General features: G+C 49.4%; 15 protein-coding genes. 6 read left to right on the top strand and 9 right to left on the bottom strand.

Going from position 1 to position 21,017, the window contains the following annotated elements; all coding sequences use genetic code 11:
* Positions 1-182: 182 nt before the first annotated feature.
* Positions 183-602 carry a DUF1801 domain-containing protein gene (locus R50912_RS10800; RefSeq protein ID WP_042234732.1) on the bottom strand — a complete coding sequence of 140 codons (420 nt, stop codon included), beginning with the start codon at positions 600-602 and terminating at the stop codon, positions 183-185.
* Between the two features lie 255 nt (positions 603-857).
* Here R50912_RS10800 and R50912_RS10795 point away from each other — a divergent pair, with 255 nt between their 5' ends.
* Genes R50912_RS10795 through R50912_RS10780 form a run of 4 tightly spaced genes read left to right on the top strand, consistent with a single transcriptional unit; the run spans position 858 to position 4,681 of the window.
* Positions 858-2,051 carry a serine hydrolase domain-containing protein gene (locus tag R50912_RS10795; protein WP_042234731.1) on the top strand — a complete coding sequence of 398 codons (1,194 nt, stop codon included), beginning with the start codon at positions 858-860 and terminating at the stop codon, positions 2,049-2,051.
* The gene (locus R50912_RS10790) at positions 2,051-2,869 is read left to right on the top strand and encodes an ABC transporter permease (RefSeq protein WP_042234729.1); all 819 of its coding nucleotides are present in this window, start codon (positions 2,051-2,053) and stop codon (positions 2,867-2,869) included. The genes R50912_RS10795 and R50912_RS10790 overlap by 1 nt, the downstream gene beginning before the upstream one ends.
* 28 nt (positions 2,870-2,897) lie before the next feature.
* Positions 2,898-3,680 (top strand): ABC transporter permease, encoded by a 783-nt coding sequence (locus tag R50912_RS10785; RefSeq protein WP_042234727.1) that lies wholly within the window; start codon positions 2,898-2,900, stop codon positions 3,678-3,680.
* Positions 3,680-4,681, top strand: a complete 1,002-nt coding sequence (locus R50912_RS10780; RefSeq protein ID WP_042234725.1) for an ABC transporter ATP-binding protein — start codon at positions 3,680-3,682, stop codon at positions 4,679-4,681. Before R50912_RS10785 ends, R50912_RS10780 begins: the two co-directional genes overlap by 1 nt.
* A gap of 131 nt (positions 4,682-4,812) precedes the next feature.
* Here R50912_RS10780 and R50912_RS33235 read toward each other — a convergent pair whose 3' ends face one another.
* The 7 genes from R50912_RS33235 to R50912_RS33230 form a co-directional block, all read right to left on the bottom strand.
* Complete coding sequence (locus R50912_RS33235; protein WP_052416205.1) at positions 4,813-10,413, bottom strand: Ig-like domain-containing protein; 5,601 nt, start codon at positions 10,411-10,413, stop codon at positions 4,813-4,815.
* 376 nt (positions 10,414-10,789) lie between these two features.
* Entirely contained in the window at positions 10,790-11,620 is an 831-nt protein-coding gene (locus R50912_RS10770) for a response regulator transcription factor (RefSeq protein ID WP_042234723.1), read from the bottom strand.
* Positions 11,592-13,307 (bottom strand): cache domain-containing sensor histidine kinase, encoded by a 1,716-nt coding sequence (locus R50912_RS10765; protein ID WP_042234720.1) that lies wholly within the window; start codon positions 13,305-13,307, stop codon positions 11,592-11,594. The genes R50912_RS10770 and R50912_RS10765 overlap by 29 nt, the downstream gene beginning before the upstream one ends.
* A gap of 125 nt (positions 13,308-13,432) precedes the next feature.
* Positions 13,433-15,088: an ABC transporter permease gene (locus R50912_RS10760; protein WP_042234717.1), complete on the bottom strand. Its 1,656-nt coding sequence runs from the start codon at positions 15,086-15,088 to the stop codon at positions 13,433-13,435.
* Positions 15,085-16,191, bottom strand: coding sequence for an ABC transporter ATP-binding protein (locus tag R50912_RS10755; protein WP_042234715.1), 1,107 nt, complete (start codon positions 16,189-16,191; stop codon positions 15,085-15,087). Before R50912_RS10755 ends, R50912_RS10760 begins: the two co-directional genes overlap by 4 nt.
* A 44-nt stretch (positions 16,192-16,235) precedes the next feature.
* A complete protein-coding gene (locus R50912_RS10750; RefSeq protein WP_042234712.1) occupies positions 16,236-17,273 on the bottom strand; it encodes an ABC transporter substrate-binding protein in 1,038 nt (345 codons plus the stop codon).
* Positions 17,274-17,748: 475 nt separating this feature from the next.
* Positions 17,749-18,225 carry an IS1096 element passenger TnpR family protein gene (locus R50912_RS33230; protein ID WP_052416203.1) on the bottom strand — a complete coding sequence of 159 codons (477 nt, stop codon included), beginning with the start codon at positions 18,223-18,225 and terminating at the stop codon, positions 17,749-17,751.
* A 127-nt stretch (positions 18,226-18,352) separates the two neighbouring features.
* Between R50912_RS33230 and R50912_RS10740 the strand changes: the two genes are divergently transcribed.
* Together R50912_RS10740 and R50912_RS10735 are read left to right on the top strand one after the other, a co-directional pair.
* Positions 18,353-18,916: a hypothetical protein gene (locus tag R50912_RS10740; RefSeq protein WP_042234710.1), complete on the top strand. Its 564-nt coding sequence runs from the start codon at positions 18,353-18,355 to the stop codon at positions 18,914-18,916.
* 52 nt (positions 18,917-18,968) lie between these two features.
* Positions 18,969-20,306 (top strand): TerD family protein, encoded by a 1,338-nt coding sequence (locus tag R50912_RS10735; RefSeq protein ID WP_042234708.1) that lies wholly within the window; start codon positions 18,969-18,971, stop codon positions 20,304-20,306.
* Positions 20,307-20,419: 113 nt separating this feature from the next.
* Here the strand turns inward: R50912_RS10735 and R50912_RS10730 are convergent, their stop codons facing one another.
* Entirely contained in the window at positions 20,420-20,968 is a 549-nt protein-coding gene (locus R50912_RS10730) for a GNAT family N-acetyltransferase (RefSeq protein ID WP_042234707.1), read from the bottom strand.
* Between the last annotated feature and the right edge of the window lie 49 nt (positions 20,969-21,017).

The following is a 21,017-nucleotide window of genomic DNA, read 5'->3' as shown; positions in this document are numbered from 1 at the left end:
TTTGATATTACCTTGTTTCAACTGCAGCCTCTCCCTAATGTCCTTAAATTTGGAGTTCCAAAGGGCGGAGTGAAGTGTCTGTTCCAGCCAACTCCTTCATTGTAGGGGTTCGGGTAAGCACTGTCGTGCGATTCAGCTGCTAATTAAGAGGTCTGATGTGACATTGTTGTCACTTGCAGGCTTCAAGCACCGTAAGTCTCTCTTAAGAACTTCACAGATTGCTCAATGAATTCCTTCAGGACAACGGCATCAATATCGTCCAGCTTGTTTACGTATACACAGGCTTTGCCCGGCGTGTGCTTCCCCAGCCTCTGCAGCAGCTCTTCCCGCTGGGCATCACCCGCTGCAAAGTATAGGCTGATCTTCGCTTTTCTCGGCGAGAAGCCTACCAGCGGTGCATCCCCTTCATGCCCTGTTGCATACTTGTAGTGGTATGTTCCGAAACCAATAATGCTCGGGCCCCACATTTTCGCCGGAAATCCGGTCGTTTCGCTGAAAATATCCAGCAGCTTGTATGCGTCCTCACGTTTCTTGAGGCTAGCAATTTGTTCGATGAACTCAATAACGCTGTTATCGGTTACTTTTGTTTTCTGCTCGTACATAAGTGGGTCGCTCCCTCATTAGTCCTTATTTCCCCACCACTATAGCATATACTTGGTACCCAGAACATATCATTAGGTCAACTTTGGTTATAAACAAACTCCACATTGCAGCATCCATTCTCTGGAAATATACTTAGAAGGTATCGTGCCGGAAGCGTTACCATGTAGAACGACACGAACAGGTGAGTCCATATGTAAGCGCTTATACAACACTCAACCTTGTAGGATGCTACTAAATTTAAGGAGGCTTAATTTATGCTGTACACTCCAGGCATTGCCGACTGCTCACCGGCAGAGGTAGGTTATGACGCTTCACGAATCGGCGTTTTGCACACCCATTTCCAGAATCTGATCGATGACAACAAGATCCAGGCTGCGTCTTACTGCGTTTCGAGATATGGCAAGACGTTTATGCATGGTGCCATTGGTCCGCTCTCTTACCGGGAAGACCAGACGGAACCGCTTTTACCGACAACCGCCCACAACATCGCATCTATCACCAAAGCCGTTACCTCAGTAGGCATATCCAAACTGGTCGAGGACGGATTTCTCCGGTTCGACACCCTTGTCGGCACGATCTTGGAGCCATTTAATGTGGGACCCTTCAGCAAAATCGATATCTATAGTCTTCTGACTCATACCTCAGGATTATTTCCCGACTGTGCGGACAACCTGATTCCGTATCACAAATCTTATTGGCAACTCATCGGAGAGTATTTCGATCAATACAAACCTGCGGATGGTGAGCCGGACTGGATCACAGCCGCACTGAGCTGCGGAGTTAATAAAAAGGTTGGAGAGGAGTGGCAATACTGCTCATTCGGCTTCTGTATCCTCGGTGAGATCATTAAGAAAGTCACAGGCATACCCGCTGAACAATACATAGAAGAGCAGATTCTGCAGCCGCTGGGGATGAAGGATACGATGTGGGAACCGACTCCGGAGCTGGCTAAACGCTTCATTATCAGAAACGAACAGTATGAAAAGCGGCTACATGACCTGATTCATGGTATTCAGCCTGAAGTCTCTCCAGCAGAAAGTCTGTGGGAAATGGTTTCCAGTACTGGTGGGGGCCTGGTCTCTACACCGGCTGACCTCAACCGGTTCGCCAATATGCTCCTGGGCATGGGAACGCTAGGTGATACCCGGATCGTCGGCCGTAAGGCAGTCGAGAAAATCACAACCCGTACTTTATACGGAGTGCCCGATTACTGCTGGGGAAACGATGTCAAAGACCGGAGCTATGGCATTGGTCTCGATATGAGAAGAGGTCCCGCCTTCCTCTACTCAGATTCCAGTTATTTTCATGAAGGTGCCGGAGCCTGCTGTATGGCTATTGACCCCACTGAGCAGCTTGCCGCGGTATGGTTCGTGCCTTTCACCGATGATAACTGGTACGCAGAGGCGTTGTTCAATGTGACCAATATTATCTGGTCTGGACTTATTTAATGAACCGCCTTACGCATAATTGGCTGATTTGCCGCTCAGTAGCAGAAGTAACCTACAAAGAATGGAGTGCCTACCGCACCCATTCCATGGTGTCCGTTATCGTCGGCCCCGTGTATTTCATGGTGCAATATTTCATCTGGACGGCGGTATATGGAGATCACGCTACCCTCGGTGGTATCGGTCTCCCCCAGATGATCCGCTACTTCGGCGCTACTGCACTTATCGGCTACCTGATTATGGATTTTGCCGACTGGAACCTGTCCATGCTTGTGCGCACCGGTAAGTTTCTCACCTTTCATCTGCGTCCGATTCATCACCGTTCCTTCGCCTTGTTCCAGAAGATCGGGCACCGCTTTCTCGGCTTCCTGTTTGAATTTGTGCCCTGCCTGCTGATCTTCATTTTTATTTTTGGAATTGATATGCGACCGGCAAGCTTCCCATGGACATTACTGTCTGTGCTGCTTGCCTTTCTGATGAATTTCTATGTGAATTATGCAATTGGCCTGACTTCGTTTTGGCTTGTGCAGTCGGGCGGAATACGAAGCGCGTTTATGCTGGTGTCGGCTATTTTTTCAGGGGCGCTCATTCCGCTCGACTTCTTCCCGCACTGGCTTCAGGTGATCCAGTTCTTCCTGCCGTTCCAATACATCGCCTACATGCCGGCAATGGTATTCACCGGCCATTATTCGCTTGGCGGCCTTGAGCTGTCCATTCCGCAGGCTGTAGGCATGCAGGCTGTGGCTGTGCTAATTACCTTCGGACTTAACGAGGTCATCCGCCGCCAGGCTATGAAGCAATTCACTGCTGTCGGTGCGTGAATGCCCCGATGAAAGGACAGTTCTCAACATGAAACGGTATCTGGATGTTTATAAGCAGTGCATGTACTCCGCCGTTCAGTCCGCCGCGGCCTACCGGATGAATTTCATCGTCAGCAGTCTGATTACACTGGTTGGCAACATTCTCTTTCCGCTGGTAACCCTGCTTATTTACAGGGCTGGCACCAGCTTTCCCGGTTGGAGCTTGTATGAAGTATTGTTGATTCAGTCTGTATTCACCATGTCCAGCGGCCTCTCCAGCCTTATATTCGGCGGTGTTCTCTGGACTACCATGTCGCATGTCCGTGAAGGCAGCTTCGAGGTGATTCTGCTCAAACCGCTGAATCCGCTGTTTTTTATTGTGGCCACTACATTTTCTACCGAAAGTGTCGGCCTGTTTCTGGGCGGTGTTGCACTATTCATCTTCTCAGCTGCACATGTAGGCACCATTCCGTTCTTATCCTGGCTGCAGTTTGCCGGGATGTTCATCGCCGGGACGGCAGTCCTGGCCGGATTATCCCTGATGATGGCTGCAATGTCCTTCAAATGGGTGGGCAATTCGCGGATTTCCGAGCTTGCGGACAGTGTGCTGCATGTCGGCAAATATCCGCTGCCCGTATTCCCGAAGGCCGTGCAGGCTGTGGCCACGCTGATCATTCCTGTGGGGATGGTGGGCTTCCTGCCTGCTTCCGCTCTGCTGGGCCGGGTGCAGGCCAGTGATTTCGCGGCTATTGTGCCCTGCTTCTTATTTCTGGCGGCAGGCATATGGGTGTACCGGCATATGATCAGATTGTACGAGGGGGTTGGCGGGTAATGCCGGTTATTGATGTGAAGCATTTGACCAAGACATATACAACCTATAAGCGGGGCGCAGGCATGGGACAGACCTTCCGGAGCTTCTTCCAGCGCGAGGAAGTCGTGGTCAACGCTGTTAACGATATCAGCTTTGCCATTGGGCAGGGGGAAATCTGCGGTATTCTGGGTCCAAACGGGGCAGGTAAATCCACAGCGATCAAAATGCTCTGCGGCGCGCTGTATCCGACCCGCGGAGAAATTCAGGTGCTTGGATATTCCCCTGCCCGGGACAGGAAACATTATGTCGGCAAAATCGGGGCCGTCTTCGGCCAGAAATCCCAGCTGATCTGGGATATCCCGCCGATTGACAGCTTCAACATGAACAAGGCGATCTACGGAATCAGCACTCCGGATTTCAAGAATCGTCTGGACGAGCTGACGGAGCTGCTGGATATTGCCCATGTGATCGAAAAGCCTACCCGCGTGCTCTCTCTCGGCGAGCGCATGAAATGTGAATTCGTCATGGCGATGCTGCACGGTCCGGATATTCTGTTCCTCGATGAGCCGACCATCGGACTCGATGTGATCGCCAAGGTCAAAATCCGTGAATTCATCCAGCAGATGAATAAGAAGCAGAATATGACCTGTATTCTGACCACCCATGATCTTGAGGATGTGGAGGAGCTTGCCCACCGGGTGATTGTCATTAACCATGGGGAGAAGGTATTTGATGATTCGCTTCAACAGCTGAAGCTTTTCCTGGGGGAGAAGAAGCGGGTGAGCTTTACTTTTGTAGAGTCTGTGCAGAACACCTTGTTCGACAACGCATATACCCAAGTCATCGAACGGCCATCTGACTTTCAGATTACGCTTCAGGTGGATACAGCTCGGATTTCTATCAGTGACTTCATCGAAAATATCTCCCGGAAGCACCGCTTCTCCGACATCTCGGTCAAGGAGCTGCCCATTCAGCAGGTTGTCATGAATATCTATGAGAATGAAGGTGGGATTAACGCCTGAGTGTTACATTTACAAAAGCGCAGCTTCTTAGAATTTCGAATTTTGTTGGTGAACACATGGCTTATGTATTGCGAATATAAAACAGCCCTTCCCCGTCAGCAGACGGACAGGAAGGGCTGTTTTTGTATTGATTATTCTGATGTGTGATCCACCGATGCCGCTTGGATATTGCCGAATGCCCAGTACTGCGCAGGGACGTCGGACCATCGCGGTGCCGCGCTTGTCAGCGGCGTGATGCCCAGGGCACGGTTGACGATGGTTACAGCCTCCGCACGGGTTAACGTTTGGTTCGGACGGAAGGTTCCATCCTCGTAACCGGTGATCACGCCCGCTTTGGCCGTCATTTCAACGGCTGCCTGTGCCCAGTGGCCGGCAATATCGCTGAAGCTGACTGCATTCCCCTGACCGTTAGTAACCAGACGGGACAGAATGGTCGCCATTTCGGCTCTGGTGATCGTTTGGTTTGGTTTGAAGCTGCCGTCAGCGTAACCTTTCATAATACCGCTTCTGCTCACCAGATTAATTGCATTTGTTGCCCAGTGGCCGGCAGCAAGATCTGTGTATACAGCGCCGGAAGTACTGGCTGACGGGTTGAAGGTACGGGCAATGATGCTGGCCATTTCTGCACGGGTAATGCTCTTGCCCGGCTGGAAGGTGCCGTCAGTGTAACCCGTCATATAAGCCTTCACTTGTACCGCAGGATCTTGTGCAAGAACCACTGTAAATGTACTGAATTTATTGACATTAAATTGAATCCCGGACTTGCCGGTTTGGCCGAAGGGTACAATTTCACCCCTAACCAGTTCTTTGGTACCATCGCTGTGCTCAATGAAGACCGCCAGTGCCTTCAGCTGTTCTGCAGTTAACGAAGTGTTGTTAATCGGCAACACCAGCGTCACCGGACGGCTCTGCAGATTGGTATCAATCGTTACCGGACGGCCTACCAGCGTCACCGCCCCACCGCCGGATAGACTTTGAACCTGTGCTTTTGCACGCGCTCCAGCATCTGCACTCTGCTGCTGCGTTTTTAAGGGTACCAGGTTGAAGTAAATATCTGTACCAAACCCAACCAGAGAGCTTCCCGGCACCTTCACTTCAGCATTAACCGTGAAGATGTCCAGACTGATTTGATTATCGGCAAATTCCTTGCTGGAAGCGGCTGGAATCGTCAGTCTAGTTTCCGCAACCTCATCATTGGCATCAGGAACGATGATTCTGGCAATATTGGAACCAGCCGCCTTAAGCTCATTAATCGCTCTGAGCGCTTGATCTAATGCGAACGTAATAACATCACTTTTCACACCATTTGCATCCTTCGTGCGGCTAACGACAACGGAGGATACGTTGGAGCCTTGGGTTGAGCCGTTCTCAACATTTAGATTAATGGTTTCGGTCTGTGTGCCCGGCGTCGGTGTTGCTGCAGGAGCCGCTCCTCCGGAACCTCCAGAACCCGATGCGGGAGGATCAGTTGGCGTGACGGGTACAGGAACGGTTGAGAAGTTCCAGACGGTTTTATCCGCAATCCCCGCAAAGCTGTTCCCTGACTCATCAGTAAATGCACCCGGGTGAATCAATACATAATAGCTGCCGCCCTGCTTCAATAGACCGCCTGTATTAATGCTGATGGTAGCATTCATAATGGTGACAAGCGCCCGATTACCCGCTTTAATCGTCGTTACGATCATATCATCCGCCGCATTCACAAGTTCAATATTGGCATCCCCGGCTAATACATTCTCGTTAAAGGTCAATGAGAGCGCAGCGGATGTGGATACTTGGGTCGCATTGTCTACCGGACTATAGGCTGTCACCAGCGGCGCTGCTGTATCAGGCCCGCTTGCTGTCACAAACCGCCAGGCTGTGATGCCTGCAATACCGGCAAAGCTGTTGCCTGCGTTATCTTTAAATGCGCCTTCTGTAATCCGGACAAAGTAGCTTGTACCATGCTCCAGATTGTCAGCCGGATTAATAGTTACAACATTATTCTGAATCGTTACGATGTCTGATGTGACGGGAATCGTCACTATCGGATGAATCTCATCTGTGCTTTTGAAAATCTCAATGCTGCCTTCCGCTTTCTTTACATTCTCGCTGAAGGTAAGAACCAGATTAGCGCCAAGAGCTACTTCCGTTGCCCAAGGCTCCGGAGAATACGTGCTCACCGTTGGTGAGGTTCTATCTGGTACACCGGTTGTTGTAAAGTTCCATACTCCGCTGCCGGTGATGCCAGCATAGCTGTTGCCTGCAGTATCTTGGAACGCCCCGGTTCCAATCCGTACATAGTAACTTGTACTATACTTCAGATCGTCAGCCGGATTAATCGTCACTACATGATTATGGGTGGTTACATTTCCGGAAGCAGCGGGAATTGTAGCTACCTGGGCATTATTCGCACTATTGTAGATCACAATGTTACCTTCCCCTGCCGTTACATTCTCGCTGAAGGTAAGGGTAAGATTGGCGTCAATCCCCACTTCCGTTGCCCCAGGCTCAGGCGAAAACGCGGTTACTGTTGGTGCTGTCGTATCTGGCGCAGCAACTGTTGTGAACTGCCATGTTGTGCTGTCAGAGATACCTGCAAAGTAGTTGCCCGATGTATCTGTGAATGCATCGTCCGTGATCTGAACAAAGTAACTTGTTCCATACTCCAGATTGTCTGCCGGATTAACCGTCACTACTTCATTCAGGATGGTCAGGTCACTGGCAGAAATCGTAGCTACCGACTTGTCTGACGCACTGTTGTAGATCACAATGCTGCCTTCACCCGCCGCTACATTCTCGCTGAAGGTAAGCACAAGATCGGCCTCAACGCCTACACCTGTTGCACCGCTAGCAGGTAAATACGCGCTTACGGTTGGTGCAGCCGTATCCGGTTCACCTGTTGTTGTGAAACGCCAGGTTGTGCTGTTCTCGATGCCAGCATAATTGTTGCCGGCCGTATCTTTGAATGCCCCGGGCCCGATCTTCACAAAGTAGCTTGTGCTGTAGCCCAGCTCATCCTCCGGATTGATCGTTACCACATTGCCTTGGACCGTTACAATTTCGGAAGTCACAGGAATGGTCACAGCCGGGGTATTGCTATTCGCACTGTTATAGATTTCAATACTGCCTTCTGCTTTGGTTACATTCTCACTGAAGGTAAGGGTCAGGTTCGCACCAGCGGCAACCTCCGTTGCTCTATCCTCAGGCGAATAAGAGCTCATCACCGGTGGTGTAGTATCCGGCGCCTCGGCTGTTGTAAACTGCCAGGTCTCGCTGTCCATGATTCCGGCATAATAGTTGCCTGCCGGATCAATGAATGAACCATCTCCAATATTCACAAAGTAGCTTGTACTGTATACTAAATCATCAGCAGGATTAATTGTTACCACCTTATCAAGAATCGTTACATAGTCAGAATTAACTGGAATCACCGCTACCGGAACAATGTCATCCGCGCTTTTGTAAATCTCAATATTACCGCTCTCCTTCGTTACATCCTCGCTGAATGTAAGCGTCAGATCCGTGTCAATGGCTACTCCCGTTTCTCCCTTATCAGGAGAATAAGTAGTTACAGTTGGAGCAGTTTCATCCAGCTCGGCTACTGTCGTAAAGCTCCAGTCATCACCTTCAATCGCTACATTCCCACTTTCACTCTCGTTGTAGAACGTATCGCTGTCAATTGTGACTGCATATTTAGTCCCTTTATCCAAATCCTTTTCCGGATTAACCGTTACAGTATTATTCTGTACGGTTACCCTGATGCTGTCGTCCACCGGGATGGTTTCAACCGGAGCTGACATGTCCGAAGCTTTGTAAATGTTAATGTTACCACTGGCTGCCATCACCTTCTGATTGAATGTCAGAACCAGCTCAGCATCGATGGCTATATCTTTCTCAGATATCTCCGGAGACTGACTTATAACCCGCGGAATGTTGAGAACCGGATAGGAAACAATCATCACGCCGAGGTCACCGACTGCGATAAAACGATCTTGCCCGGCAATAAACCCGATGCCATTAAGTTTTTTAGTCGTGCCTGTAGTCTCAGGGTGCCAAGTCTGGCTTGGATCAGCGGTATAGTAGACATTCCCGCTGTCTCCCGTTGCCATAAATACGCCGCTGCCGGATGCAACTCCATTCAGATTCACTTGTCCGTCAATGGTTCTGACCGACCATCTCGAGCTATCCGCAGAGATTACGACCGTTCCGGACGCGCCGACCGCCACGAATAGACCGCTGCCGTAGCTGATGCCGTTCAACAATTTACCACTCGTTTTGGAATCTTCCGATTTCCACTCCGCTCCATTCGAAGAAGTTACGATGGTACCGCCAGCACCTACAGCCACGTATTTGCCGTTGCCATAGGTAACAGCATTTAAGTGATTCAAGGTCTTACTATCGGAGATCCTCGCCCAGTTGACTCCGTCTGAAGACACTACAATTTTCCCGCTATTGCCTACTGCAACAAAAAGGCCGCTGCCGTAAACAATACCATTAAGCGTAATCGTGTCCACCGAGGTTCCGGCTGCCCAACTAGTACCGTTGTTGCTGGAGGTCAGGATTTGGCCGTTCGAGCCGACCGTTACGAACTTGCTGTTGCCGTAAGCAATGCCGTTAATAGCATTAGTAGTGCCGCTAGCAACCTTCGACCAGACCTTACCGTCGGTGGAAGTGCCGATCAATCCATCCGTACCAACGGTAATATAGGTATTATTGGCGTAAGTTACCGTCTTCAGTGCACTGGAGGTGGGGGAGCTGAATTTTTCCCAGCTGCTCGTTCCGCCAGTACTCGCTGTCGCGAAAAATACAGAACCCTCTGAGCCAACGATAAAATAACCAAAATCGGTAGCCTTAATCTTCATCAGATTATCCGTAGTTCCGGCTACTGAAACTGAACTGCTCCAACCGCTCGTTCCGGTGGCTGAATATATCAGTTTGCCTGCATCGCCGGCAATGAAAAATCTGTTGTTTCTATAAGATACAGTATTGAAATCTTCTGTAAGAACGCTTGTCCCCTTTGTCCATGTACCCAAAGTGTTCGAGGCGCTTAATATTTCCCCATCTGCTCCGGCCGCAACAAACACATTGCCGCCATAGCCGATGCCGTTCAAATCATTAGTAGAACCGGAGGTCTGCGGCGTCCAGACCAGCCCATCCGAAGAGTTAATAATTTCCCCGCCATCGCCAACAGCTACAAACTTGCTGTCACCATAAGCAATAGCGTTAAGATCCACACTAACCCCTGAGGTTGATGCAGCCCAAGTGATGCCGCCATCGCTGGACGTAATTATTTTGCCTGAATCGCCGACTGCGACTAAACTGCTGCCGCTGTAAACAACTGCGTTCAAGTTTTCAGATATGCTTTCAGCTATGCCTGTAGTCTGAGTGGTCCAGGATGTACCATCTGTAGACGTTATGACGGTTCCCTTGTCGCCTACAGCAACAAATTTGGCGTTAGCCCCTGAGCCTATATTAATAATATCGTTCAAGTCATTAACTACACCTGAATTACGGATCGCCCAGGTCGTGTAGTTGCTGAACGTACCCACGCTTCCTCCTTCACCTACCACAACGACTGTATTTGCGCCTATAGTTACTCCATTTACTTTGTTGCCGCTTGGCAGCGGGCTGAGGTTCTCCCAGCTTACCGGAGCTGTATTCTCCGTACCTGCAGATGCGGGCAATGCTCCTGTCACAAATAAACAGATTACGAGTAACAACGCGAAATACTTCTTCAATCCCCTGCTCATTAACAATGTATCGCTCCCCCTTATTCATTCATCATTTTCCGTCCGCTGTATAGCAAGCTTTGCTGCAGTTTGTATACGCTCCCTTAGCTCCCGCATTCTCCCTTCATCTTGCGTACCCGCGGACAAAAAACAATTAAAAGCTAAATAGAAATTTTCATATCTGCGGTCCATTCTATCAGACAGCTCTAAACAAACTCTTAACAATTCTCGACAAAAACCGCTTCATCAGGTCCTACATACGGGTAATTTCTCAAAAAAACGAAAAAACTCTGTCCCCCCTCAAAAAAATGTCTAAAACAAAAAAACGCAAGGAGCTTTCGCTCACATGCGCAATTTTTATCGTACATCAAATATCCCTGTTAAACGTAAGGCTGAATTAGCTCCTGTTTTTCATGTCTGAACCACTGGCTGCATCCATATTCTCTTCTCCGCGTCCGTACCGTTCCTGATAATAGCTGGGTGTACATCCTGCGTATTTCTTGAAGATTGCAATAAAATATTTGTAATCCTTATAGCCTACATCTGCTGCAATGGCATACACCTTATCCTCACCGCTGCGCAGCAGATCCATCGCTTTCTGGATGCGGTAACGGTTCAGGAAATCATTGAAGGTATAGGTCGTTTCGCTTTTGAACTTCTGATTCAAATAGGTAGCACTAACGCCTAGGCTCTCCACCAGATCCTTGATCCCGACTTTCTCTGCATAATGCTCCTGGACATACCGGATCATCCTGGACACGTAACGGGAGGACTTGCCGGGAAGCTTAACGATGGATGCCTGGAGAGCTTCCCCGTTTCCGCCACCCGAGGTCAGCATTGCTGTGTATTGCCGCTTCATTTCCAGCTGGCTTTTGGCCCGCTCCAGTGCAGCTAATAACTGTTCCTGCTCCAGCGGCTTCAGCAGATACTCGGTAACCCCCAGCCGGATGGCGTCCTTAGCCAGCCTGAATTCATCATACCCAGACAGGATGATATAGCTGCAATCTGCTTCCTCCACACTCTGTTCAATCATGGAAATCCCATCTATAAGCGGCATATTGACATCAACGATCACGATATCGGGGCGCAGATCCGCAATCTGGCGGAGCCCTTCCTCACCGTTCTCCGCTTCACCCACAACCACGCAGCCGGCTCCCATCCAATCAAATGTAAAGCGCAGCCCTTTGCGGATCATCTCTTCATCCTCGACCAGCAGCACCTTGAACATCCGTCTCCTCCTTCCGGAATGGCAATCTAAATGTAACGGCTGTGCCTTCCCCCTGAGTGCTGTCAATCTGAATACCGTAACGTTCCCCATACATCAGCACAAGCCGCCGATGCAGATTATGCAGGCCGATATGCGGGGCCCGGTTATCCTGCGACCTCATAATAGCACGCACTTCCTCCAGCCGGTCCCTGCTCATTCCTCCGGCATCGTCCCTTACCTCGATGATCAAATCCGTTCCGTCTACCCAGCCAACTACTGTAACCGCTACAGATTGGCGCTGGCGGTAGCCGTATTTAATTGTATTCTCAATTACCGGCTGCAGCATCAGTCTGGGGACAAGTGCCGTCCGGGCCGTTTGATCCACCTCTTCCCTATAGTGGAGCCTGTCTTTGAAGCGTATCTGCTGCAGCTTCATGTAGCCTGCAATATACTCCAGATCATCCCCAAGCACGACATGGTCGCGCTCATTGCCTATACTGTAGCGCAGATGCCGGGATAGTGTAAGCACCATATCCTGGGCAAGCTTATTGTCCACGACAATGGCGTAACGGAGCGTCTCCAGTACATTGAATATAAAATGCGGATGAAACTGCGACTGCAAATGCTTCACTTCAATCACTCTGCGCAGATCGGACAGTTCGATGTTCTGGGTGATCAGCTCATTCAGACGCTGTAGCATTTGATTGTATTGGCTCGCCAGTGTCTCGAACTCATCACCCGTCCCTATGTAAACATAGGAATCCATATTGCCGGACTGGAGCTCTCTGACGGCATAGATCAGCTTGTCTATAGCCCTCGACTGGCGTGTAGAGATAATGCGGGCAGAATATTGAATGACAATCCAGAGCAGCACACTGGCCATTGCAAAAAATACCGCCAGAGACCAATAGGCGCTGCGATTCCCTTCAGCGGCACTTAAAGTATAAACACGCCATTGCGACAGCGGTATGTATGTTTCTTTACTGTAGTACTTTCCTTTATCAATCCATACGTATCCCTTAGAATCACTGGCCAGGCTGTATTTGTTCATCAGCCCCTGGGTCAGATTATTTGTAGTAGCAATGATGGTCCGGTAAGGATCGGTTACCACGGCGATTTCGTTGTTCTGCACGAAGATCAGCTTCTGCAGATCCAGCTCGTACAGCTGGTAGATCAGATAACCTAGCACAACTCCGCCGTCACGTATTTCTCTGGCAAACGAATATGCTGTGTAGCGGTCATGCGAGAAGCGGATATGGTTAGTCTCGGCTAACTCCGCCAGGCCTTGATTATGCATCCGCCGGGCAATCGCCTGCAGTGCAAGATCAGAGGGTTCCGAGTTATAGTTGGCAGACGATGCCATGATATTTCCGTCCGCACTTATGATATACATGATGCTCTTCACCTGCTGGCTGTTATTGAAGTCATAGAACCGCTCAAATACCTCCGGGCCTTGAGTCCGTGATCCTGTAAATGCAACAACAGAATCCAGCGTTGCTGCTTCATTCATTTCCTTAACGTAAGAGCTGTAGACTTCCTCCATCGCCGATTTGATTTTTTTACCCGCATCCGTTGTCTGGTTGATTAGCAGAAACCGCGAATTGATCATCATAAATATCAGGAACAGCACAAATAGAATGGAAATCGGCACAAGGGTGTGCAGCAGAAACAGCCTGCGCAGCGAATCCTTGAAGCTCCTTTTAGCCATTGTGCCTCCCCCTCTCATTAGTCCTACTATCATACACGGGCAGCCGGAATCGGGATACCTTGCAAAATATCGGCAAAAGCCTGATAGACAAAAGCCGGTACCGCTTACGCGGAACCGGTCTTCAATCACATGGTTACTTCTTTTTTACCGGAGAGCTTGAAGAACAGCAGCAGTGAAACCACAGTGATCGCCGTCAGCAGCGTCGATAAGGCAGCAGCAACCCCATAATTGCCGCGGATAACCTCGGTGTACACAGCAACTGTCATCGTCCGGGTATTCCCTGTATACAGAATAATAGAGGTGCTAAGCTCCGTAATAATGCTGATCCAGCTGATGATCGCCCCGGCGAATACACCGGAAATCATCATCGGCACGGTAATCTTGAAGAAGGTCCGCATGGTGGATGCCCCCAGACTGATCGCCGCCTCTTCAATACTGTCGTTCACCTGATGGAGCACGGCGGCACTGGAGCGGATCGTGTATGGCAGCCGCCGGATCACAAAAGCAGCAATCAGAATGACAGAAGTACCACTCAGTACCAGTGGTTCCTTATTGAAGGTAACCAGCAGCGCGATCCCCAGAATGGAGCCAGGTACAATGTAAGGCAGCATCGTGAAGGTATCCAGGACATGGGCAACCGCTCCTTTGCGCTTCACCGTGACATAAGCGATCAGTACCGCAGCCAGCGTAATAATGACAATCGTGATACTGGCCATCATGAAGGTGTTATAAATGGAATCTCCTACTTTGGAAAAGGCCGCGCGGTAGCTGTCCAGGGAGTAACCGTCGACGAATATTTTGCCCGAGGTCTTCAGGAAGGATGTATAAGCAACATAGACTTGAGGCATCAGAGCCAATAACGTGAACAGATATACGTAGGCATGTGCCGCCAGATTGGCGATTCCCTTCAGCTTTTTCGGTTCAATCGGGTTCAAGGCACTCATACTGTAGGATTTCCGGTTCGCAACGTACTTCTGCAGCAGAAACACGGTGATTGCGAACAATACTACAATTACACTGATCGCTGCAGCAAAGCCGTCATCTCCCCCAACCTCACTGATAAATTCATTGAAGATTAGCACAGGTACAGTTCGGTACCCTTCGCCAATCAGCATCGGTGTGCCGAAATCCGCGAACGCCCGCATGAAGACCAGCAATCCTCCGGCCAGCAGCGTAGGCGTAATCAGCGGCACGAGTATTTTCCACATTTTACGCAGACCCGTACAATTCATGCTCTCCGCTGCTTCCATCAGGGAGTTGTCCACATTCTTCAGCGCCCCTGATACGTACATGAAGATGAGCGGAGACAACTGGAGCGTCAGCACCAGCAGAATGCCGGAGAAGCCGTAAATGTCAGGCATACTGAAGCCGAATACAGTGGACATGAATTTAGTGATCACCCCGCTGCGTCCCAGCAGCAGAATCCAGGCATACGCGCCGATAAACGGAGCGGACATGGACGAGATTAAGATCAGAATGCGCACTGTAGCGCTGCCTTTGATTCTGGCAATGGTCATAATGTAGGCCAGCGGTCCGGCGACCAGGATAGACAGCAGCGTAACACTTACAGTCACCTTAATGCTGTTCCATACAGCGTTCATATAGTAGGCCTTGCTGAAAAATTTATGGAAGTAGGCAAGTGAGAACTCGCCGGTTGTCCCGTCAAAGAAGCTTTTAATCAGCAGCATGAATAGAGGCAAGGCCAGAAACACCAGATATCCGGCAAAAATAATGAAGGTAATCAGCGACCAGATGTCCCAGCGCTTCATGCGGCCGCTCATGAGCCTAGCCCCCGGTTCAGATTACGTTCCCCGGACGCATCATAGACATTGACCGTTCCCGGAAGTATAGCGAGAGCAACCTTCCGGCCAATATCCACCACTTCAGTGGAAGCCGACTGCTGGATGATTTCCACTTCCTGTCCATTCTCAAGCGCTACGACCAGATGCGTATTGAGTCCCAGAAAAACATTGTTCACAACTGTCCCGGCAAGGCCTGTACCGTCCTCTGACAGCACAAATTCCTCCGGCCGGACTGAAATTTTAACCTCCGATGCTCCAGCAGACTTTAATTCTGCCGGCAGCCCCGGCACCGCCAGTAAGTAGCTGCTGCCAATACGAAGAACCGCATCGCCTTCAGCTCCATTCTCCAGCTTCGCCTCAATTACATTGGTCCGTCCGATGAATGTAGCGACGAACAGATTGGCGGGGCGCTGATAAATATCCCGTGGTGTTCCCACCTGCTGGATGATGCCGGACTTCATAACCGCGATCCGGTCGGATACTGCCATCGCCTCTTCCTGATCATGCGTTACGTATACCGTAGTAATTCCTACCTCGCGCTGAATCCGCTTAATGGCATTGCGCATATCCACTCGAAGCTGGGCATCCAGATTAGAGAGCGGCTCATCCATCAGCAGCACATCAGGATTAATAACGATGGCCCGCGCCAGCGCTACACGCTGCTGCTGACCGCCTGACAAATTCTTAGGCATTCTGTTTTTGTATACCTCAATCTGCACCGTATCCAGAATCTCCTCCACTCTTCGCTGCAACTCTCCTTTGCCCACTTTACGGTTCTGCAGCCCGAACGCAACATTCTCGGATACGCTTAAATGCGGAAAGATCGCATAATTCTGAAATACCATTCCGATATTCCGTTTGCCCGGTGGAACGTTATTCATCACTTTATCATTGAAGCCGAGATCCCCGCCTTCAATACTGTTAAAGCCGGCCACCATCCGCAGCAGTGTCGTCTTCCCGCAGCCTGAAGGACCCAAAAGGGTGAAGAACTCACCCTTTTGAATATCCAAAGACAGCTCGGGGATAACGGTAGTATCGCCATATTTTTTGACAATGTCCTTGAAGGATATCGCAACGCTCATGTTATTCACCCGCCTTCTCTCTGATTTACGGTTCTGGTCATGAATTATTCAGCAATATTGGTAAACAGCTCAGTATAACGCTCCACAATAGCTGCCTTATTCTCTGCAACGTAGGCTACGTCCTCATCAATCACCTTGATTTGGTCTATCGGTGTCATGAAGTCTCCGATCGCAGCATCGGTGCGCAGCGGACGGTTGGTCGTTTCTTGTCCTAGCGCATCCTGACCTTCTTTGGAGATCAGGAAGTCGATGAACTTGCGGGCGTTCTCCTGATTCTGAGAACCCTTAACAACGCCGGCTACCGCATCGAGGAACACCGTTCCCTCTTCCGGATATACCACCTTTACCGGCGCACCGTCTTTTACGTAGCTGACTGCCGGATCTTCGTAGGTTAACGCCACTACGTATTCACCATCAGCAACACTTTTGTGCGCTTTGCTGGACCCTCCTGCAATTTTCCCATCCAGATTCTCCAGTAGCTTGGCTACATAATCCCAGCCTGCATCAGAGGTATAATCTCCGCCCATAGCTCTAAGCATATTGGTCAACTGAGCGAACGCCGAGCTGGAGTTGGCCGGGTCCGCCATCGCGATCTTGCCCTTCAGCTCCGGATTGAGCAGATCCTCATAACCGTTAATTTCAATATCACCTGCGAGATTCGTGTTTACTAGCAGCACACTTCCGTCCGATACGTAAGAGGTCATGATGCCAGTCGTATTGGTGTGACCTTCTAATAGGTCCTTATCATTCGGTGAGACATATTCCCCGAACAAATCCGCATTATCGTTAAACAGTGCATAAGCTCCGCCGAACATGACGTCAGCATACGGGTTGGTTTTCTCTGACTGAATCCGTTTGATCAGCTCGCCGCTGCCTGCCGATACCAGCTCCACTGTAACGCCAGTCTGCTTCTCGAATGCCGGGATAAGTGCATTAATCATTGCTTCACTGTTCGGGGTATAGACTACCAGTTTGTTCGAGCTGCCGCCTGAAGCATCTTCATCCGCTTTGTTTCCTCCGCATGCAGAGAGCACAACCACCATCATTGTCATAATAAGTGACACCTTTAACCACTTTTTCATTTCCTCTTCACCCCTTGTCTGGTTATAGGTCTATTTTATCAGCTTGAAATTTCATTAAAATCCTATTATTCGACAAAATCATCTAAAATCCACAACTAAAACAAACGGTCATGTCATATAACGTAACATAAAAATACATAATTTGGATCTTTGGTTGTCTTTAACATTTTTCCCGCAGTTAATATCCTTAGACACGGGAGGCGGACTCGTACTTCATTTCATTCCAATCAAAAAACCCTGGAAGTAATCCCAGGGCTGATTGCAAATTCATTTGTGTAGTCCGACTCTTGTCCAAAGGATGCGGTCTATTTCTGCCCGTAGCACCTAAAAGCCTCCGCCCTTAAAAGCGGCTATTGCTCAGAGAGTCGTGTTGACGCACGGCTCTCTTTGCATACTAAATATAAAGTCAAGCGCTCATGTATCGTATTCAGTACAAAACCTGCATTGAGGATTTCGCGCACTACATGCCGCCAAGTTATTCATCTTCGTCCTCATATTCTTCTTCGTCTCCGAAACCTCCATATTGATTAGGCACCTCTCCGTTACTCTCCATAATCATCGGTAATTTCTGACCCGGACTCACCTCTATAGTTCCCAGATACTGAACAATAAAATGCCATTCATCACCGTAGTCGAATAAGAGTAACATCTTTTGTTTAGGAGTATGGAATACTTTATTGATTTTTGCCCTGTTCACGCCGGGGAACTTCGTCTTCTCACCGATATCGGCAAACAGCTCGTAGCCTTTTTCAGAGCGTGTCCAGTTTTTGATATTATCATAGAAGCCAAAGGCGTGATCCAGATCAAAATCAAAGGCTTCAATCGAAATTTCCGCCAGAGCATACAATGAGTCTTCGGCAGCAATAACTATATTACGGAAAGGCCGTCCACGAACCGCAACGTTCCTATCGCTTAAAGTCACTTTAAAAGATTGTGCTTGATTATTCTTCATCGTTGTTCACTCCTATACTAAACTACTAAATTCATTGTAAATAATCAACCGTGCTCTCCCAACATTCCCCATATTCTGCTATGCTAATATAAACCCAAAGAAGAAGATGCAGGAGGCGCGAACTTGAATGGATGCATTTCAATATGAGCTTACTTCAGAGACTACGATTAATCTGAAATATGAGTATGGAGGCGAGTACTTCACGTTCAGCTTGTACCGGGATGACAGAGGCTGGGTGCTTCACCCCTTTGACGGCATTCTGCTGAGGAATCCGGCAATGTGCTCTCTTGTCGCCCAAGAGCTGTTCAAGCACAAGCCTTTTCAGGTCATGCTGGCAAAAGAGGGAATTCTTTTCACCGATATACGTTCCACTGTTAACCTCGATAACGTGAACACTCCGGTTGCCGCGCGCAATGAGCGGGAGTCCTACGATAACCCGGCTGATGACCTGATGGAATTTGTTCAGCAGCACTCGGTGGAAGAGGTCATTGATTACGAATGTAGTCTTGTCGAGAACCGCATCTCCTTTTATAGAGAAATCCTGCAGCGGATGTTCATGGACAATCTGGGCCCCTCGGATCCGGAGTTCCAAAAGGTGCAGGATATTGTACGTATCTACGAACATTCTTTAGACAGGTTATCCAGTCTGAACGGTCCGAATCTTGATGCCGGAAGACGCGACAGATTCTAAGCTCCTTCACGTATTCATTCAATTCTACTAATCTTCTGAAAGGCAGGTTCCAATGACCGTTGAACTGATAAAGGGACAAAAATGCAACTTAACAAAAGATACGCCTCTCCTTACCCGTATCATCGTCGGAATGGGCTGGCACAATACGGGCTCTGCGGTTGAGGTTGATTTTTCCGCCTTTTTGCTTACGCCATCCCAGAGCGTCTCAAAAGATGAGGACCTTATTTTTTATGGCAACGCTTCTACTCCGGACCAGTCTGTAAGTGTATTGCAGTCTGATAAAAAAACTTACGCAGGGTTAACCGACAACACACAAATCGCTGTCAGTCTCAGTAAGATTCCCGCAGAATACGAGCGGATTGCATTTGCACTAACGATTTATGAGGCTGAGAAGCGGCAGCATAGCTTCTCGCTGCTGGATGATGCCTATTTACGGATCATCAACGCTGCTGATGGAACTGAGCTTCTCCGCTACAGGCTGGGTAAAGCGTTCACTGTAGAGACCGCGATTGTCGCCGGAGAAATCTACAGATACCAGAATGAATGGAAATTCAGCGCAGTGGGTTCCGGATATGCAGGCGGCTTAGCCGCCCTATGCCAAAGTTATGGGATTCGGATCAATGACATTCTGCCGTCTGTTCAGCCCGCCAGCCGGGTCGTTCAGCCGCAGCAGTCTCCCCTTATTCTCCCGGAGCTGAGGTCACGGCCGAAACCGGCGGGTCATTTACCTCCTTCTTTACCAGCTTCACCACCAGCATCGCCAGCATCGCCTGCGTCACCTCCAGCCCCTCCATTAAATCCGGGTATCCTCCTGCTTAAGCAACGCGGGGAGCGGATCAATTTACAGAAAGGGACTGGATCACTAGGCGAGATCCTGATTAACCTGAACTGGGTGCAGACCCAATCATCCGGCTGGTTCGGCAGCAAAGGCATCGATCTTGATCTCGGTTGTCTGTTTGAACTAAAAAATGGGCTGAAGGGCTCTGTCCAGGCACTCGGTGAGTCCTTCGGCAGCTTGAACAGGCCGCCCTACATCTCCCTGGACGGGGATGACCGCACCGGATCGATCGCCACAGGTGAGAATCTGCGGATTAACGGCCATTATCTTTCCGAGATCAGCCGGATTGTTGTCTTTGCCTTTATCTATGAGGGAATCACAAACTGGTCGCAGGCTGACGCCCGTGTGACTATCAGGCAGCAGAACGGACCTGAGATCGAAGTCCGGCTGGATGAGCATAACAATAATAAGGGAATGTGTGCCATCGCCATGATTCGTAATCAGCAGGATGAGACCTTCAGCGTGGAGCGGCTCGTAGAATATTTCGCCGGACATGAGGAATTGGATCAGCACTATAACTGGAATCTGAGATGGGAAGCCGGGAGTAAATAGAGCGTTAATCGGATGCCCCGTTTTTCCACTCCAACACTCCAACTGTCTAAGAACATCAAAAGAACGGCAGCTCTGCCGTTCTTGGGGACCATCAAGCCTTTTTAATCCCGGGCCTAATCTGTATATCTCGCCATCATATATGTACTGTAATATTTCCCGTCTGACAGGATACGGTCCTTCTTCAATATACCTTCGACTTCAAAACCAAGGCTCTTGTACAAGCGGATCGCCTTCTCATTGGTTTCCAGAACGCCGCTTAGAATGATTTTGGTTATTCCGTTTGCGTCAGCCCAGGAAATGGATGCTTGCAAAAGGTTTGCGCCCACTCCGAAGCCCCAATATTGTTTCAAAACTCCTACTCCAAATTCCACTTTGTGCTTAAACCGCTGCAGATCATGTCCTTCACACCGGGAATAACCAATGATTCTGCCGTTCGCTTCCGTAACCAGGCATATATTCCGCGGATGGTTCGTATCCCTCTCGATGATAGTTTCAAATCCGGATTCATCAATAAAAGCTTCTCCCGGCACCCGGTCCATATGCTCGGTCTCCCCGTCAACCTGAAGCCTTAACCCGGACAGACCCTTCGCGTCTGTCTTAACTGCTGAGCGGATCGTGTAATTCAGACCTTTCACCTTGTATTCCTGCTTGGTAATGATCATGGCTTATATTCCTTTCTTAAAAGAATCAATGACTAGCCGTGAAGAATAT

Origin of the sequence: Paenibacillus sp. FSL R5-0912 (assembly GCF_000758605.1) — a bacterium.
Lineage (GTDB): Bacteria > Bacillota > Bacilli > Paenibacillales > Paenibacillaceae > Paenibacillus_AQ.
Note: the sequence above shows the minus strand (reverse complement) of the source record. Positions and strands in the feature narration are given on the sequence as shown.